The organism is Maribacter sp. X9 (assembly GCF_048537565.1).
Taxonomy (GTDB): Bacteria; Bacteroidota; Bacteroidia; order Flavobacteriales; family Flavobacteriaceae; genus Maribacter.
In genome coordinates this window covers 2,104,675-2,122,095 of the sequence record NZ_CP183215.1, presented here as the reverse complement: position 1 = coordinate 2,122,095, position 17,421 = coordinate 2,104,675, and the positions used below count along the sequence as shown (strand labels likewise).

General features: G+C 36.6%; 18 protein-coding genes. 12 read left to right on the top strand and 6 right to left on the bottom strand.

Annotated features, from left to right (window positions below):
• Positions 1–24: 24 nt before the first annotated feature.
• The 5 genes from ACNR9Q_RS09070 to ACNR9Q_RS09050 form a co-directional block, all read right to left on the bottom strand.
• A complete protein-coding gene (locus tag ACNR9Q_RS09070; protein ID WP_419210901.1) occupies positions 25–2,205 on the bottom strand; it encodes a B12-binding domain-containing radical SAM protein in 2,181 nt (726 codons plus the stop codon).
• 102 nt (positions 2,206–2,307) lie between these two features.
• On the bottom strand, positions 2,308–3,390 hold the full coding sequence (locus tag ACNR9Q_RS09065) for a serine hydrolase domain-containing protein (protein ID WP_419210900.1): 1,083 nt from the start codon (positions 3,388–3,390) through the stop codon (positions 2,308–2,310).
• Positions 3,391–3,469: 79 nt separating this feature from the next.
• Positions 3,470–4,414 carry a tRNA dihydrouridine synthase gene (locus ACNR9Q_RS09060; protein ID WP_419210899.1) on the bottom strand — a complete coding sequence of 315 codons (945 nt, stop codon included), beginning with the start codon at positions 4,412–4,414 and terminating at the stop codon, positions 3,470–3,472.
• Positions 4,415–4,457: 43 nt separating this feature from the next.
• On the bottom strand, positions 4,458–4,982 hold the full coding sequence (locus ACNR9Q_RS09055) for a DinB family protein (RefSeq protein WP_419210898.1): 525 nt from the start codon (positions 4,980–4,982) through the stop codon (positions 4,458–4,460).
• Between the two features lie 47 nt (positions 4,983–5,029).
• Positions 5,030–5,767 carry a CDP-alcohol phosphatidyltransferase family protein gene (locus tag ACNR9Q_RS09050; RefSeq protein ID WP_419210897.1) on the bottom strand — a complete coding sequence of 246 codons (738 nt, stop codon included), beginning with the start codon at positions 5,765–5,767 and terminating at the stop codon, positions 5,030–5,032.
• A gap of 265 nt (positions 5,768–6,032) precedes the next feature.
• Between ACNR9Q_RS09050 and ACNR9Q_RS09045 the strand changes: the two genes are divergently transcribed.
• The 10 genes from ACNR9Q_RS09045 (at position 6,033) to ACNR9Q_RS09000 (ending at position 14,936) form a co-directional block, all read left to right on the top strand.
• The gene (locus tag ACNR9Q_RS09045) at positions 6,033–7,013 is read left to right on the top strand and encodes a DUF4238 domain-containing protein (RefSeq protein WP_419210896.1); all 981 of its coding nucleotides are present in this window, start codon (positions 6,033–6,035) and stop codon (positions 7,011–7,013) included.
• Positions 7,014–7,441: 428 nt separating this feature from the next.
• Positions 7,442–7,783: a YciI family protein gene (locus ACNR9Q_RS09040; RefSeq protein ID WP_419210895.1), complete on the top strand. Its 342-nt coding sequence runs from the start codon at positions 7,442–7,444 to the stop codon at positions 7,781–7,783.
• 36 nt (positions 7,784–7,819) lie between these two features.
• Positions 7,820–9,076 carry an RNA polymerase sigma factor gene (locus tag ACNR9Q_RS09035; protein ID WP_419210894.1) on the top strand — a complete coding sequence of 419 codons (1,257 nt, stop codon included), beginning with the start codon at positions 7,820–7,822 and terminating at the stop codon, positions 9,074–9,076.
• A 154-nt stretch (positions 9,077–9,230) separates the two neighbouring features.
• Complete coding sequence (locus ACNR9Q_RS09030) at positions 9,231–10,070, top strand: bifunctional helix-turn-helix domain-containing protein/methylated-DNA--[protein]-cysteine S-methyltransferase (RefSeq protein ID WP_419210893.1); 840 nt, start codon at positions 9,231–9,233, stop codon at positions 10,068–10,070.
• 81 nt (positions 10,071–10,151) lie between these two features.
• Complete coding sequence (locus tag ACNR9Q_RS09025; protein ID WP_419210892.1) at positions 10,152–10,874, top strand: alpha/beta fold hydrolase; 723 nt, start codon at positions 10,152–10,154, stop codon at positions 10,872–10,874.
• A 2-nt stretch (positions 10,875–10,876) separates the two neighbouring features.
• Complete coding sequence (locus ACNR9Q_RS09020; RefSeq protein ID WP_419210891.1) at positions 10,877–11,590, top strand: 2OG-Fe(II) oxygenase; 714 nt, start codon at positions 10,877–10,879, stop codon at positions 11,588–11,590.
• 2 nt (positions 11,591–11,592) lie between these two features.
• Positions 11,593–11,838 carry an Ada metal-binding domain-containing protein gene (locus ACNR9Q_RS09015; protein WP_419210890.1) on the top strand — a complete coding sequence of 82 codons (246 nt, stop codon included), beginning with the start codon at positions 11,593–11,595 and terminating at the stop codon, positions 11,836–11,838.
• On the top strand, positions 11,825–12,433 hold the full coding sequence (locus ACNR9Q_RS09010) for an alpha-ketoglutarate-dependent dioxygenase AlkB family protein (protein WP_419210889.1): 609 nt from the start codon (positions 11,825–11,827) through the stop codon (positions 12,431–12,433). Before ACNR9Q_RS09015 ends, ACNR9Q_RS09010 begins: the two co-directional genes overlap by 14 nt.
• 560 nt (positions 12,434–12,993) lie before the next feature.
• Positions 12,994–13,761 carry a DUF6597 domain-containing transcriptional factor gene (locus ACNR9Q_RS09005; protein WP_419210888.1) on the top strand — a complete coding sequence of 256 codons (768 nt, stop codon included), beginning with the start codon at positions 12,994–12,996 and terminating at the stop codon, positions 13,759–13,761.
• Between the two features lie 29 nt (positions 13,762–13,790).
• Positions 13,791–14,936: an FAD-dependent oxidoreductase gene (locus tag ACNR9Q_RS09000; protein ID WP_419210887.1), complete on the top strand. Its 1,146-nt coding sequence runs from the start codon at positions 13,791–13,793 to the stop codon at positions 14,934–14,936.
• Between the two features lie 253 nt (positions 14,937–15,189).
• Here the strand turns inward: ACNR9Q_RS09000 and ACNR9Q_RS08995 are convergent, their stop codons facing one another.
• Positions 15,190–16,161 (bottom strand): GlxA family transcriptional regulator, encoded by a 972-nt coding sequence (locus ACNR9Q_RS08995; RefSeq protein ID WP_419210886.1) that lies wholly within the window; start codon positions 16,159–16,161, stop codon positions 15,190–15,192.
• Positions 16,162–16,299: 138 nt separating this feature from the next.
• On the opposite strand from ACNR9Q_RS08995, the gene ACNR9Q_RS08990 reads away from it, so the two are divergent.
• Both ACNR9Q_RS08990 and ACNR9Q_RS08985 read left to right on the top strand, forming a co-directional pair.
• A complete protein-coding gene (locus tag ACNR9Q_RS08990; RefSeq protein WP_419210885.1) occupies positions 16,300–16,905 on the top strand; it encodes a dihydrofolate reductase family protein in 606 nt (201 codons plus the stop codon).
• Positions 16,906–16,946: 41 nt separating this feature from the next.
• The gene (locus ACNR9Q_RS08985) at positions 16,947–17,396 is read left to right on the top strand and encodes an SRPBCC family protein (protein ID WP_419210884.1); all 450 of its coding nucleotides are present in this window, start codon (positions 16,947–16,949) and stop codon (positions 17,394–17,396) included.
• The last annotated feature ends 25 nt before the right edge of the window (positions 17,397–17,421 follow it).

Here is a 17,421-nt window from a genome sequence, read left to right as displayed (position 1 = left end):
ATACTATATATTAAAACATACGATTTATAGGACCAATAGCCCATGTTCACGTAATCCCCTAACCGACTTTGAATACCAAAACAGTTCAAAATCCTCAAAATCATTCTCAAAATCGGTCTGCACTTGCTTAAATGTCAATGCCTTCTTATCGGGGGTCGCTTTCTTTAAAATATCCAAAAGCCATTGTCCATTTTCCTTATCCGTTGTAAATTGATATGCGTCGGTTTTGGTGTGAAATTGAAGCTCGAGCTGCTGCCAAGTTGTTCCTTTTTTTGTCTTAATCCTTTCAATGACGGTAGGACTCGTACCCAACCAGACCACTTTTGCCGTCGGTTTTGTACTAAAAGAAATCTCCTGTTGAAGACACTGGTATATATAATCTGGTTTAATGGTAGTTTTAGGGATTTTAATATCGAACCAATCTTGTAATGCCATATCGAAACCGATACCGTGCATAAAGTTGAAAAGGGATTTTTTTAATCCGAAGCTGAACTGACTATGATCTATCCCCGTCCTATCTGTAAAGTCGATATCATTATTAGCGAAAGTGATCTCCTTAATCGTCGGTAAAACGCCATATTCCTCTGGGTATAAGCCGACCGGACTATGGGCCGTTAGGGCAAACTGATGCCAAAAACCGGATTGAATGATACCCAGTTCGAACAACTGACGAACCATTTCCAGGCTATCCACGGTTTCTTGAACGGTCTGGGTCGGATAACCGTACATGAGATAGGAATGTACCATGATATTCGCTTCGGTGAAATTACGGGTCACTTGGGCAACTTGTTCCACCGTTACGCCCTTATCTATCAATTTCAATAAACGGTCGGATGCCACTTCCAATCCACCAGAAACAGCAATGCATCCCGATGCTTTTAACAGATAACAAAGGTCTCGGGTGAAATTCTTTTCAAATCGGATATTCGTCCACCACGTAATCGTCAGTTTTCTCTTTAGGATTTCCAGCGACAAAGCCTTCATCAACGATGGTGGTGCAGCTTCGTCCACAAAGTGAAAACCGGTTTCGCCGGTCTGTGCGATCAAGGTTTCTATACGGTCTACCAAAAGACGCGCAGCCACGGGCTCATAAATTTTTATATAGTCCAAAGAAATATCACAAAAGGTACACTTACCCCAATAACACCCATGGGCCATGGTAAGTTTGTTCCATCGGCCATCACTCCAAAGACTATGCATCGGGTTGGCAATTTCTATGACCGAAATATAGGTATCTAACTTTAAGTCGGCATAGTCTGGGGTACCAATCTCCTGTTGTTTATAATCTACTCTACTGCTCATATTTTTATATACAACCCCTCCATCTTCCAGAATAAATGTCCGTTTTAATTCTTTCCCTTTTCCCACCACGTAATCATGGATCAGTTCTAAGGGTAGCTCCCCATCATCTAAAGAAATAAAATCAACGAATTCAAAAACCCGAACGTCGGTAATACTACGAAGCTCGGTATTGGGAAAACCGCCCCCCATCGCAATTTTAATGTCGGGGTAATTCGCCTTAATGAATTGGGCACATCTAAAGGCACTATATAGGTTTCCCGGAAACGGCACCGAAAAGCAGACTAATTTCGGTCGAGTCGTTTTCACCTGACCCTCTAATAAATTCAAGGTCAGTTCATCAATGAAGGTGGGATTGGCATTGAGATGTTCGTACAGCTCATCAAAGGAGTTCGCGCTGCGGCCCAAACGCTCAGCATAACGACTAAAGCCAAAATTTGGGTCGATACATTCCACTATAAAATCGGACAGATCTTCTAAATATAACGTTGCCAAATGCTTCGCCCTGTCTTGCATCCCCATCGTCCCAAAGGCCCATTCCAAATCATCTAATTGTTGAAATCGGGAAGCCTGCGGCAAAAAATCATCACTGCACAGCTGCCGTGCCAGGGTATCGTTCTTTCCCTGTAAAAAAAGGAGAACGGAATCCAAAGTCTTCAGATAGTCTTCACGCAGGGCATACATACGTTGACCATTTTCAGAAACAATGGTTTCACTAGCAAACGCCATTTCAAAAATCTTTTGGAAGGTATTCTTATTGAAGAGTGCTAAAATGACCTCGATTCCCAAATCGGACTGAAAAGAAGAAACTCCCTTTGTATTTAAAAAGCCTTTGATATAGGCCGTGGCCGGGTACGGTGTATTCAATTGAGTAAAAGGGGGCGTAATGAGTAAAAGGTCTTTCACGAAAAGTTTTTAAAACGATTCTACAAAGATAACCGTTAACAAATTCATTGTTCAATAGTACCATTAAGACCTATTTGTCATAATTTATATGGCCCTAGATGTTTAGTCTAATTTTTTATCGGCAATCACAACTTTAAAAAAATCAGCCACTTTTGAAGTACCCGACTTCCCTCCGTCATCCATGTTCGATAAAATCACTACGGTGTAACCATCTTTCATAAAATCCATAAGTTCATTGTGGATACCGTACCATCCTCCACTATGCCCCTGTATGGTTTGGTTATATCTTAAATCAACATCAATTCCATATCCTAAATTCGTATTATATCCCATTACCTTAGGTTCGAACATTAACTGGGTGGTCTGTTTTTTTAAAAACAATCCGTTTCTCAAGGCTTTTGAAAACTTGAATAAGTCGTCAACTGTAGAGTAATGGAACCCACCAGGAGAGGCTTTCGAAAGATAATAGTCATTTCTTTTTGGAGTATTAAGTTCTCCAAAAAACGTAGTATATCCACTTGCTTTATTTTGAACTACGGAATCAATCTCTAATTCTGTTGTATTAGTCATACCTGCAGGTTCAAAAATACTTTTCCGTAAATAATCGTAGTAATTTAGTCCGCTAACCTTTTCGATGATTAAACCCAAAATAACAAATCCTGAAGCACTGTAATCATATTTAGTTCCGGGTTTGGAAAGTAGTGTATCATTGACAAATAGCGGAACAAAATCTGAAATGTTCTTATACCTCAACTTGTCGGTTTTTAAAAAGTCGCCAACATAAAAATTAGTATTTCCGGAAGTATGCGTTAAAAGCTGATGGATCGTCACTGAATCCCTTACCCGTTTATTTTGATAATCGGGGAGATATTTTCCAATAGGCACATCAAGTTCTACCAGTTGGTTTTCATATAATTGCAATGTTGCAACTGCTGTGAACAATTTGGTGATCGAGGCAATGTTAAATTTAGTATCAACTTTATTTTTGGTATTATATTCCATGCTTGCAAGACCATACGCTTTCTTGGCTATAATCTTATCATTATGCGCCACCAATACCGCACCCGAAAAAATGGTCGCATCTAGACTATTAAGAAACTTTTCTATTTGCACATCTTTAGATTGACCGAAAATAAAAGCTCCCATAAAGAATATGGCTAGTGATAAATAATTTTTTCCAATCATCCGTTTAAATTAAAGATTTTCTATTATTTGCAAAATCTAATGATCAAAGTATATTTTTTGGGATTAGGATAATCATCCCCTATTCATTATTCAATAGCTCCCTTACCGCTTGTTGATATGCTCTGCGATTATTGGCCTTCTTGATTTTTTTAAAAGCTTTTTGCGGATTGGAAAACGACTGGGAAAAATACTCCCAAAACCCCTGCATTTTCATTTTAATGGGCGTAGGCCCCGACAAGGCTTCATCATATTGCTGATAAATGGTATCATGGAATTCCGAAAAAATCTTCCATCTATCCTTGGGGTACTCAGTGGTATCGTTCTTGATCATACGGGGCAAAAATGGGTCGGCAATCAATCCCCGCCCGATCATAAAATGATCTATAGTAGGAAAGCGCTCTTGCATCTGCTTAAACTTGGCCACGGTGGTAATATCCCCATTATAATACAATTTATGCTTGGTACGTTCTACACAGCGCTGAAAGGCATCCAAATCTACACCACCCTTGTACAATTGTTTGCCGATACGGGCATGAATGGCGATATTCTTAAGCGGGTACTTATCTAAAATAGGAAACACGTCTAAAATCTCCTCGGCATGTTCATAGCCCATTCGCATTTTCATGGAAACCACCACATCGGTTTCTGAATGGGCGCGGTCTAGAATTTCGTTGATTTTATGGGGATTGCAAATGAGTCCGCTTCCCATACCTTGCTTGGTAACCATCGGGTACGGACAACCTAAATTCCAATTCAATTCTTTATATCCTAAATCCTGAATATATTTTGCCACGAACAAAAATTCATCGGCGTCATTGGTCATCACCTGCGGAATAACTTCTAAGGTGGTATTATTTTCTAGTTGTAAATCTTTCTGATACGAATTTTTAATAATCAGTTTCCCGTTCAAACGAATGTACGGTGCGTAAAAGGTATCGATACCGCCAAAATAGTTGTGAAAGGCGTTTCTGAACCTAAAATCGGTAAAGCCCTGTAGCGGAGAAGAAAGTAAGGTTAATGACATTCAGTATACTATTTCTCGATAATGATTACCCGTGAACCCAACGTTAATCTATATTTTTTGCACATAATACACTGACCGTAACCAACAATTGACCCATATGGCGTTGACTATGTTCCGCCGCATGAAAAAGAAGTCCCAACACGGTCGACGGCAACTTTTTTCTACCCACCGTTCTTTTGTCCATTAAGATGGCTTCTGGCAGTTGTTCAAAATAGTGTATGGCTTCCTCAACTTTAGCTGAAAAATTTTCTTGAAGTTCTTTAACTTCCGTATCCAAATTAAAGTTGCCTTCTTGTATTAGGAATTGGAACTGTGCTTCAGATAGCGATTTGCCGGCCGCATAGGTGAGCATACGGTCTAAAACTCCCGTGATATGGTTCATATGAAAACCAACGGAGGCCCTACCGGCGACTTTCGCCCAAAGCAGTTCTTTGGGAAAATTAAGCGTGTATTTCTTCAATTCTTTTTCAGATTGTAATAGTGCATGTGCCGCAGGTTGTAAAGCTTCGGGTATATTGGGAATGGGCCCTTTTAACCAAAACTCCCGTTCTTCCTCTTCTTGGGTCATATCCATCGTTTAAAAACAGAAATCTTAAAGTTCTTGTTGCAGCAAAATTACAGTCTCTCCTGTATAAAAGAACTTACTACATAAAAAAGAATTATCAAAGGTATAGCCAAAAATTGCATGGTAACGATCAATACAATACTTATAATCAAAAAAATATAGCGAAGCGCATTGTCCTTAAAGCTTGTATTCTTGAATTTCAGCGCAAATAATGGCAAACTGCAATTTAATAGATAGGCACTTACCAGGGTGAGCCCTATCAAAAACCACGGATTTAGAATAATGCCGTTTAAAATATCATTGTTCTGATATAAGAGAATAAGTGGTAGGGAAAGAATGAGCAATGCATTGGCCGGCGTTGGTAAACCTATAAAAGAGGAAACCTGATTTTCATCTATATTGAATTTTGCCAATCGATAACCCGAAGCCATGGTAATGACAAAACCCATAAATGGAAGAATATGTGATATTTGAAACACACCTTCATTAAGAAAAAAATGGGAGCCATCGCCCCAACCATCGGTTTGTGACATGGCCAGTAATTGAAACATTACGATACCCGGCACCAAACCACTGGTTATCATATCGGCGAGGGAATCTAATTGCAGGCCCAAATCACTTTTTACATGGAGCACCCGGGCCGCCAAACCGTCAAAAAAATCGAAAAATATACCCAGCGCTACAAATAACGCCGCTATTTCAAGCCTGTTCAGTACAGCAAAGACCGTAGCCACACAGCCACAGAATACATTCAATAAAGTGATAAAATTAGGGATGTGCTTTTTCATAAAATTAAGTAACAAGGTCTACTATTTTAAAGAATCGCAAAGGTGTCGTCTTCTAAATATAGGTCTAAAAATAATATAATTAAATGGGTAACTGTAGCTGACTTAAAAAGGAATGTGAAGTCTCTTCGTATTTATTCATTTACAACCGCACAATATATAGATAAAAACCTGTTTCTAAAGTATTCAATAGATTTGTTTAAATTGCTACTAAAAGAGAAATAAGCGTAATTATACGCTTAGCCAATTGTTGTACACAAGGCGGAAAATGAACAAAGACACTCACATAAAACAACATTACATACCTCAATGTTATCTGAGAAACTTTTCCCCTAATGGAAAGTTCATTAATATATATGACAAAATAGTAAGTAAATCTTTTAGTAATTCATTAGACAGTATTGCTGATTTTGACTATTTCTATGAAATACCAAAAAAATATTTATCTGAAAAATTTAATATCCCATACGGAACAAAGTATTTTGAAAAAGCCTTTTTTGCTGAGCATATTGAAAAAATATATGCTCAAATTTTAGATAAAATAGTTCATAAAGCAAACTGTTGGATAAAAACTAAAGAAAGGATAGAAATTCTAACTAAAAATGAGAAGGAAGAACTCGCACAATTAATCGCAATCCAACACCTTAGAATGCCTAATGTCAAAGATGACAATTCAAATACTTTTGAAAAGGCTATGTTAGAGAGTTTTGATATTATCAAATCCGGAATTATCAATATTAATCCAGTTATAGATAATAAAGAAATAATAATTGAATATGACAAAGACTATGATACAGTACTTCATTCTAACTTATATGCAAATGAGAAACTTGTATCTGATTTTGCGACTCAAGTCTTGAATAAAGATTGGTTTTTTTATATTAGTGAGAATACTGATTTTTACACTTCTGACAATCCTATAATAATAAAACCGCACATTCAAAATGAACGAAATTATTACGATGGCCTTGGGATGAAAGGAGTAGAAATAATTTTTCCGATTAGCAAATCAATAATATTGATAATGAGGGATTCGAATTACTTCCCTGAGAAACAAGGAAAAGAAAACACTTTTGAATTGATTAATCTGAAACAAATGAGAGAATATAATTGTTACCGATATATTTGGGCTAATAGACAAGTTTATTCTTACTCAAATGATTTTAATATAATTAAGGGATTAAAAATGGTAAACGGAGGAAAAGAAATAATAATGAAACGACCGAAAACACTAGTCAATGGAAAATAAAGCCCTGTGTACAACAATAGTAACCGTTGCACAAGTCTAAATTCCCCAAGACTTATGATTTTCCTGATTTTTAAGAATATTAATCTGTTGATTCTTAATTATATGGCATTCTTAAAAACTAATATTAATTCATGATTTGATTAAAAAAGAGGTTGTGCAACAGCCACAATGGGCTATAAACAATTGGGGCGTAAGTGATAAAACGAAACAATAAACATAAAGCAAAGGTAATTGCTAAACTGAACAGTTAGGGTCTAAAATCCCCAACTGTTCATAGCCGGAGCCCGGTAGGCGGCAGCTAAAAAAGAAGACTCTAGGACAAAAACAAGGACAGATAAAATTTTTTGAAGAATTACGTCCAATTCAACTCATCTCGATTGTTATTGAAGTATAAAACAAATATTCATTCACAATTAAAATTAAAAAAAATGAAAGAGTTCATTCTTATCTTCAGACACGAAAATGCAAATGGGAAAGTTTCACCAGAGCAAATGCAACAATGGATGAAACAGCAAAAGGAATGGGTGGATAGTATTGCTGCACAAAACAAATTTATTGGCGGAACAGGACTACTTTTTGATGATGCCAAAGTTGTTGACCATAACAAAATGGTTACGAATGGACCGTTCGGGGACATAAAGGAAACCCTTGGCGGTTACGTTACGATTAGAGCGGAATCGGCAAACGAAGCAGCGGAATTTGCAAAAGGCTCGCCTGTTTTGCAGGGCGAGGGCAACACCGTTGAAGTTAGACAAATAGTTACACACTAAATTCAACCAACAAGCCCCTGAATTTGGGGCCTTTTCATGGAAAAAAATGATATCATATCAAACCTGTTTAGGTCAGAATTCAGCAAAATTGTTGCCGTACTTTCCAATTTATTTGGCATCAAACATATTGAAATTGCTGAAGAAATTGCGAGCGAAACTTTTTTAACTGCCATGGAAACTTGGCCATATAAAGGAGTCCCCGAAAATCCGTCAGCTTGGCTGTTTGCCGTAGCAAAAAACAAAGCCAAAAATCATTTTAAAAGAGACAGCATATTTAGAGATAAGATTGCCAAACAAATGCAAGAAAATCGGACAGAAGAATTCGACTTTGACCTTTCCGATAAAAATATTGCTGACAGTCAATTGCAAATGTTGTTCACTATTTGTCATCCAACCATTTCGGAAAAATCTCAAATCAGTTTAGCTTTAAGGATTCTTGGTGGTTTCGGAATAGATGAAATAGCTGATGCCTTTTTGACCAACAAAGAAACCATTAACAAAAGGCTTCAAAGAGCAAAAGAAAAACTACGGTCAGAAAACATACAAATGGAAATACCACCGAACGACCGGTTACTACCGAGATTGGATTCTGTTTTACGAACAATATATTTAGTATTCAATGAAGGCTATTATTCCGAACGCAATAGTTCATTAATAAGACAAGAACTTTGTCTTGAAGCGATGAATTTAAATTATCTTTTACTTCAAAACGGCCATACAAATACACATTTTTCTAATTCCCTGATGTCGCTGATGTGCTTTCACTCATCACGCTTAGAAGCAAGACTAACGGATAAAGGTGAAATAATCCTTTATCAAGACCAGGACGAAAAACTTTGGGACACAGAACTAATCGAAAAAGGATTCTACTATTTACAACAAGCATCGAAATGGGAAATTGCCTCAAAATACTACCTTGAAGCAAGTATAGCATATTGGCATACAGTCAAAAAGGACACCAAAGAAAAATGGGAAAGCATTTTTAAACTGTACAACATTTTATTAAAAATCGATTATACACCTATTGCAGATTTAAACAGGATATTTGCTCTGTCAAAAATAAAAGGGAATAAAAGGGCATTAACAGAAGCCGAAAAACTTAACTTAAAGGATAATCACTTTTACCACCTGCTTTTAAGCGAACTTCACAAAGGCTCGGACGAAAACAGAGAAAAAAGAGCATTGGAGAATGCCTTGAAACTTTGCAAAACCGAAACCGAAAGAAAATTCATAAGAAGGAAAATGGAGAGATTTCAAAAAAGCGAAGAAAGCCGACCGCATAACAATGTATGATTAATGTTGGGTTTAGGTTTTAAAGCCAAGGTCTGTGTATCTTAACGAACACTCGAAAAACCGTCTGCACAAAAATACTTTCGTAAAACATCGCAAGTTTCGGATTTTATAAAGGCAAATCCATTCAGACATTTGCACTATAAAATTCAAAGGAATGGAATCACAAAATCAAATAAATTACAACCGAATTGCCGAAGCGATTGAATACATTAAAACCAACTTCAAATCACAACCCAATTTGGACGAAATAGCAGAAAAAGTGCATATCAGTCCTGCTCACTTTCAACGAATGTTTACCGATTGGGCGGGAACAAGCCCAAAGAAATTCCTACAATTTACAAGCGTTGAACATGCCAAAAAAATACTGAAAGAAGAAAAAGCAACTTTATTTGATACAGCTTTTGAAACGGGACTTTCAAGCACCAGTCGTTTACACGATTTATTTGTAAACATTGAGGGAATGACACCTGCCGAATACAAAAATGGAGGTGAAAACCTGCAAATCAATTACAGTTTTGCCGAAAGTCCGTTTGGGAATTTAATTGTCTCATCAACTTTAAAAGGTATTTGTTATATGGCATTTGAAGACAATGAAGAAACTGCGTTTCAAAATTTACAAACCAAATTTCCCAATGCTTCTTTTCAAAGAAAATTAGACTTAATACAACAAAACGCTTTGTTCATTTTTCAAAACGATTGGAGCAAACTCAACGAAATTAAATTACATTTAAAAGGAACGGATTTTCAATTAAAAGTTTGGGAAAGTTTGTTGAAAATTCCAATGGGCGGACTATCAACTTATGGAAAGTTAGCCGAAAAAATTGGCAATCCCAATGCTTCAAGGGCCGTAGGCACCGCCATTGGAAGTAATCCCGTTGCCTATTTAATTCCTTGCCACAGAGTTATCCAATCTACAGGAAATTTTGGCGGTTATATGTGGGGAAATACTCGAAAAACAGCCATTATTGGTTGGGAAGCTACCAAAAACCAATAATTTTTAAATACCGCAAGTTTCGGATTTTTTCAAGCGAATACAACCCCAATCTTTGCAACTCAATAGTATATATTCTTACTCATGAAAACATTTATTTTAATCCATGGTTCTTGGCACAGTGCTTGGAACTGGCATAAAGTAGTGCCAATACTAGAAAATCAAGGTCATAGAGTTTATGCCATTGATTTGCCTGGAATGGGGCGTGATAAAACACCTATCGAGAATGTTACTCTAAAATCAACAGTTGATGAACTGTGTAGACTCATTGACAGTATTGAGGAAAAAGTAATACTAGTTGGGCATAGCAAAAACGGAATTATGGTTTCGCAGGTTGCCGAATACCGTCCAAAAAAAATTGAAAAATTAATCTATCTGGCTGCTTACTTGGTTCCTAATGGTAAAACACAAGCAGAATATTCTTCCCAAGACCTAAACGGAGGACTTAAGCCCTATGTAGCAAAATATACTGAAACCAACTCACATACCTTGCAACCCGAAATTTACAAAGAGGGCTTGTACCACGACTGCGAAGATGATATATCTGAAATGGCAAAATGTATTTTAAGCCACGAAAGTATTGCAACAGGTATAACACCTTTGCAACTTACCGAAGCCAATTATGGTAGTGTGCCGAGATATTACATTGCGTGTACTGACGACAGAGCAGTAACACCATTTATTCAACAAAAAATGTACACAGAGTCACCTTGCAAAAAAGTATATCATATGGCTACAAGTCATTCGCCTTTTTTCAGTAAGCCAAAAGAGCTGTGCGATATTTTTCTAGAAATAGCTGATAGTTAACAATGAAAAACATAACCGAAAAAATCAATTTGGTCAATTGGCAAAAAATAGCCGAAAAAATGCATCAAAAAGGATACGTAATTGTGCCAAAACTACTTTCGGACGAACAGTGCGAAATTTTAAAAGCCGATTATGATAATTCAAATTTATACAGGAAAACAGTTGTGATGGCTCGTTATCGCTTCGGTTTGGGCGAATATAAATATTTCAATTATCCATTGCCCAATATTATTCAGGCTGTAAGAACAAACATTTATCCGAAACTTGCACCCATTGCCAATGCTTGGTTTAAAGCGTTAAAGATTGACACGGAATTTCCACTCAATCACGAAGAATTATTGAAACAATGCCACAAAAACGGACAACAAAAAGCAACCGTTCTCATTTTAAAATACGGCAAAGGTGGTTTCAATACTTTACATCAGGATTTATACGGAGATGTTTACTTTCCTATTCAAATTGTGTTTGTTTTGGACGAACCTGACATAGATTTCACAGGTGGCGAATTTGTACTCACACAACAAATTCCGAGAGCTCAATCCAAAGCCATTGTACTGAAACCGAAGAAAGGAGATGTCTTAATTTTTACTACCAATTTTAAACCCGAAAAAGGAAGTAAAGGGTATTACAGAGTAAATATGAAACACGGTGTGAGCGAAGTAAAATCGGGTAACCGACACACTTTGGGTATCATTTTTCACGATGCGGTTAGTTAATAATGATACATCATTCAGAAATATCGGACAGTGATTTACGAAGCAAAATCAAACGACAAGAAATCCGTTTCGGTGGAAACAAAAAACTGCAAATTTATGGTTTGCTCAACTGCAAATCGGGAAAACGAATGAAACGAGAAAACAGAGTTTTCTTTTCAACAGAAAAAGAAGCCGTTGAAAGCAATTTTCGACCTTGTGGACATTGTATGAAAACGGAATATAAAAATTGGAAGAATGGACTTATTTAACCCAACCATAGACAAAACAAAAAATTGGTTACCAAAAGACGGAACAGTCAATTATTACGGACAAATTTTAAATAAAGAAAAAGCAGATTTTTACTTCAAAAAATTATTGGAAACCATTGAATGGAAGAATGATGAAGCAATTATTTTCGGAAAGAAAATCACAACCAAACGAAAAGTAGCTTGGTATGGCCACAAACCTTATGAGTACACCTATTCCAACACTTCAAAACACGCTTTGCTTTGGACAAAAGAACTCTTGGAGTTGAAACTATTGGCAGAAAAAGAAACAGGTGAAACCTTTAATTCTTGTTTGCTTAACTTGTACCATAACGGAAGCGAAGGAATGGCTTGGCACAGCGATGGCGAAACCGATTTGAAAAAGGACGGAGCAATCGGCTCATTAAGTTTCGGAGCGGAAAGAAAGTTTGCCTTTAAGCACAAACAATCCAAAGAAAAAGTGGAGTTGTTCTTACAACACGGAAGTCTTTTGGTAATGAAAGACACCACACAAACGCATTGGTTACACCGACTTCCACCTACAAAAAAGGTAACAATACCGAGAGTGAATTTGACGTTTAGAACAATTGAAGAATAAAAGAGCTGTAACTAAAGAAGAACTGAAGTAAAAAACAACTCTTTTCTACATTAAATTTGACACATAGATATCCTTTCCTAAAATCTAGAATAACAGATATTAGCTGTTTCATTTATTCTTTTTGACCTATCCTTTAGCTAGAACGGATCCGTGATTTTCATCGTAGGGTAATCCCGATCCGACAATGGCAAAGACCTGTTTTAAAAGCTTATTGGCCACTGCGATCAATCCCAATTATTCACTCTTGCCCTTGGCCACGATCCGTTCATAGACATCTTTAGTGATATCGACTCCAAAAGTTTCTCTATATTTATTCATAGGAACTGATTTTATGAAAGAGCGTACTACCTTAATCACAACAACTTGAAAACGAGGTCCGGCCTCACAGCACTGAACATGTTTGAGAAAGTAAAAGAGAGGGGATTATCAATGATGTCGAAGTCGTAAACTTCACCGTAAATATTAACCTTAATCCTCTCTTTGTTGTTTCTGATTTATACTTTCAATTTAAAGAGAATGCAATTGAAGTGGTATATAGCTCATTTCAACAACAATCGCAAATGCAAAAACAAACGAATCTTGAATTAACATACAAAGTTGCAAAACCTGACAAATCGCTATTCGAATTTGTAGAAAATTTTTGGATGTTGCATAATCCAACTAACAGCGACAAACAAGTTGTAATTTTACCTGATGGGAGAGTTGATGTATTTTTTACTGAATCGGAAACCGATCCCTTCCACATTACGCTTTTAGGAATAGGAACAAGCCCAGAACAATCTACTATTAAGGCTAACAGGACAACTTTTGCTATAAGTTTCAAACCACTTGCTACAGAATATATATTGAAGAAGAGTATTTCACACTTATTGAACAAAGGAGAAAACTTGCCTGATAATTTTTGGGGTTTTAGCACAATAGATTTGAAAGATTTTGATTTATTCTGCCAAAAAGCAACCCAACAAATTGAAACACTTTTGCCTAAAGAGGTTGACACCAGAAAACAAAAACTGTTTGACTCAATATACAGCTCAAACGGAGCATTTTCAGTTGCAGAACTATCCGAAAAAGCATGTTGGAGTAGCCGACAAATCAATCGTTATTTCAATCATCAATATGGTATTTCCTTAAAAACTTACTGCAACATTCTTCGGTTTAGAGCTTCCTTTCAACATATTAAAGATGGTCAACTTTTTCCAGAACAAAACTTTGCTGACCAAGCCCACTTTATTAAAGAAGTAAAAAGGTTGGCAGGAGTTAATCCCAAACAATTAACACAAAATCAAAACGACCGATTTATACAATTTTCAACCTTGCCAGACCAATAATTTTGTGCCGTAATTAAAATTTTACGGTAATGAATATCAAAGACAAAAAAATTGCAATCGTTGGTGGCGGTCCAGGTGGACTTACATTGGCAAGACTTTTACAACAAGAAGGCTGTAATGTAACAGTGTACGAACGTGATATTAACAAAGATGCCCGAGTACAAGGCGCCAATCTTGACTTACACGAAGAATCGGGGTTAGCAGCACTCAAAAAAGCAAATCTTTTGGATGCGTTTTATGCAAACTATTTACCTGACGCAGGAAAATTGAGAATTATGGACAATACTGGAAAAATCCATTTGGACGACCATAAAGATGAGCATAGTGCAGAACATCGTCCGGAAATTGACCGGGGACCTTTAAGAAAGATTTTATTGGAGTCCTTAAAACCCAGGACTGTGGTTTGGAACAGTCAATTCGTTTCCATGAAAAAACAAAATGAGGGTTGGAATCTACTTTTCAAAAATGAAAAAGAATATTATGCCGACATTGTAATTGGAGCAGATGGGGCAAACTCAAAAATAAGACCCTATTTAACAGATATAAAACCAATTTACTCAGGTGTTACTATTGTTGAAGGGAATATTTATGATGCAGAGAAAAATGCACCTCATATTTTCAAATTACTTAAAGGAGGAAAAATATTTGCATTCGGAAATGAGCAATCAATAATTTTAAGTACCAAAGGCGATGGAAGCATTGCTTTTTATACCGGCGAAAAAGTAGATGCCAATTGGGTAAAAGAAAGCGGAATTTATTTTGGGAATTTGGCAGCTGTTAAAAACTGGTTCGAGACTAATTTTTCAAATTGGGACAGTATTTATAAAGAACTTTTTGCTACAGACAAAATCAGTATTATACCAAGACCATTATATCATTATTCAGCTGACCAATACTGGACAACTCAAAGTAATCTTACCATCATTGGAGATGCGGCTCATCGAATGCCACCCTATGCAGGCGAAGGCGTAAATATGGCGATGCTTGATGCTTTGGAATTGAGCGAAGAGCTTCTAAATACCGAAAATATAAAATCGGCTTTTGAAAATTATGAAAGCAAAATGTTCGAAAGAGCAAAAGAAGTTACCGCAATCACGATGCAAAATACAGTTGGGCTACACCGACCCAACGGATTACAATACATCCTTGACATGTTTAACTGTTTTGATCAATAACAGAGGTGAATTACGGCAATCATATATTGGGTAAGTATAACACTTAGACAAATTCAAACTCTATGAAAAGTAAACTACAAACGGTACGAGAGAAGAAGGATACACTCTAAATTGGGGCATAAGGCAATGTAGGGATTTGATATAGGAATTTATAATCAAAATGTAGCAGCATGACCCTTATCTACTGTACGCTTTTTTTTGTTGCAAGTTTACGGCTCGGACCTTGTCTCTTTGGATAATCCCCGCTAGAATACTAGACCACCATTTTATTATACTTATTACGATACTCGATTGGTGTAAGCCCTGTTATTTTTTTAAAAACTCTTCTGAATGATTTTGTATCGGTATAGCCAACATCAAACATTACTTCATTCATGTTCTTTCTACTGTTTTCAAAACTTCGCTTGGCCGCTTCCACTTTTATTCTCTGAATATATTCCAAAACAGTGTTCGCCGTCGCCAATTTAAACCGTCTTTCAAAACTTCGTCTGCCAACCGATACAAATTCGGTCAAATCTTCAATAGTTATTTTGTCTTGATAATTCTTTTCAATATAGTCTTGTGCCTTTTTTACAGCTTCATCGGTATGTGTTTTTTGCCCTTTGAAAATAGCGAATGTAGTTTGACTCTCCCTGTCAATATCAATAGCAAAATACTTTGATGCAAGTATGGCGGTCTCCCTATCTGTATATTTTTCAACCAGGTGTAACAGTAAATTCCAGTACGAATGGGCACCACCACTCGAATAAATTCGATGTTCTTCGGTAATAATATTTCCTTCCACGACCTCAACCTCAGGAAATAGTTCCCTAAACTCATTTTGAAATCCCCAATGGGTTGAACACTTTTTGCCATCGAGCAAACCTGTTGATGCCAAAAGAAAAGAACCAACACATAATGAAGCTATTTCCGCCCCATTTTTGTATTGCTCTTTTATCCATGGCAACACCTTTTTATTAGCGGCAATTGCTGTCTTCATATCGCCGAACAGCGCTGGGATAATTATTAAATCAGTTTGCTTTACATCTTTTAAAAGATGTGTTGTATTTATAGCAAACGACCCATTATTAATTCTCATTTGCTTTCTCCAACCAACTAATTGTACATTGAACAATGACTTTTTACCAGCACCTGACATAAACTGATTTACAGCAGACAGCAGATATTGCGGATCTGCTATGGCTTGTATCACGGAGTTTTCGAGAACCAAAATACTTACATTCATTAAGTGTTGTTTAATTGAATAAAAATAAAATCTATTTTTGTCGCAAAACACCCTTTTGCTGTCATTTTCAGATATTTAACATCGTAAAAAGATGTAGCATTTTTGTAATATTCGTAGAATTAAAGATCAGCAATAAAAATGAGGAAAATAATTGTTTTGGAGTTTATGTCTTTGGATGGCGTCACTCAGGCGCCAGGAGGTCCAGATGAAGATACGTCGGGAGGTTTTGAGTATGGTGGATGGTCCGCAACTTTTTCAGATGCAGTTTCAGGCGATATCATTCGAAAACAAATGGAACCTGCCGACTTACTTTTAGGCCGAAAGACCTTTGATATTTTTGAACGTTATTGGCCAAAAAATTCAGCACATTGGCCAAAGATCAATGAAGTTAAAAAGTATGTCTTGTCCAAAACAAGAACAAACTCAGAATGGAATAATTCAATTTTCATTCAAAACTTGGAAGGCGTAAAGAATCTTAAAGAATCAAACGGTTCGGACCTCAAAGTTTGGGGCAGTAGTGAGCTGGTTCAATTACTATTTAAAAATGATTTGGTCGACGAACTTTGGCTGAAAATATATCCGGTGACACTAGGTAAGGGTAAAAAATTATTTGGCAAAGGTGTTATTCCGGCAGCTTTTAAATTGGTTGAAAATACCATTACGCCAAGTGGAGTAATTATTGTTAATTATAAACGAGACGGAGAAGTTCAAATCGGGACTATTGGTGAACAACCAAACATTTGACGCTAGCACCAATTACACAAAAAATATAAATAACAATCAAAATGGAAAAGAACAAAGTGACCTTACACAGAGTTTTAACCGCATCACCCGAGAAAGTATTTCGAGCATTTTCTGATGCCGATGCAATGGCCTACTGGCTACCACCTTTTGGATTTGTGTGTAAAGTCCACCAAATGGATTTTAAAGTTGGGGGCGTTTTTAAAATGAGCTTTACCAATTTTACCACTGGTAATGGACATTCTTTTGGGGGTGAATATTTGGAAATCACACCAAACCGATCATTAAAATATACCGATAAATTCGATGATCCAAATGTACCCGGCAAAATAGCAACCACCGTAAAATTATCACCGGTAAGTTGTGGAACAGAACTACATATAACACAGACTGGCATCCCAGATATGATACCCACTGAAATGTGTTATTTGGGTTGGCAAGAATCTTTGGAGAAATTAAAGAAATTAGTTGAGCCGAATATTCCAGATGCTTAATCAATATTCTTTTTAATTTTAAACA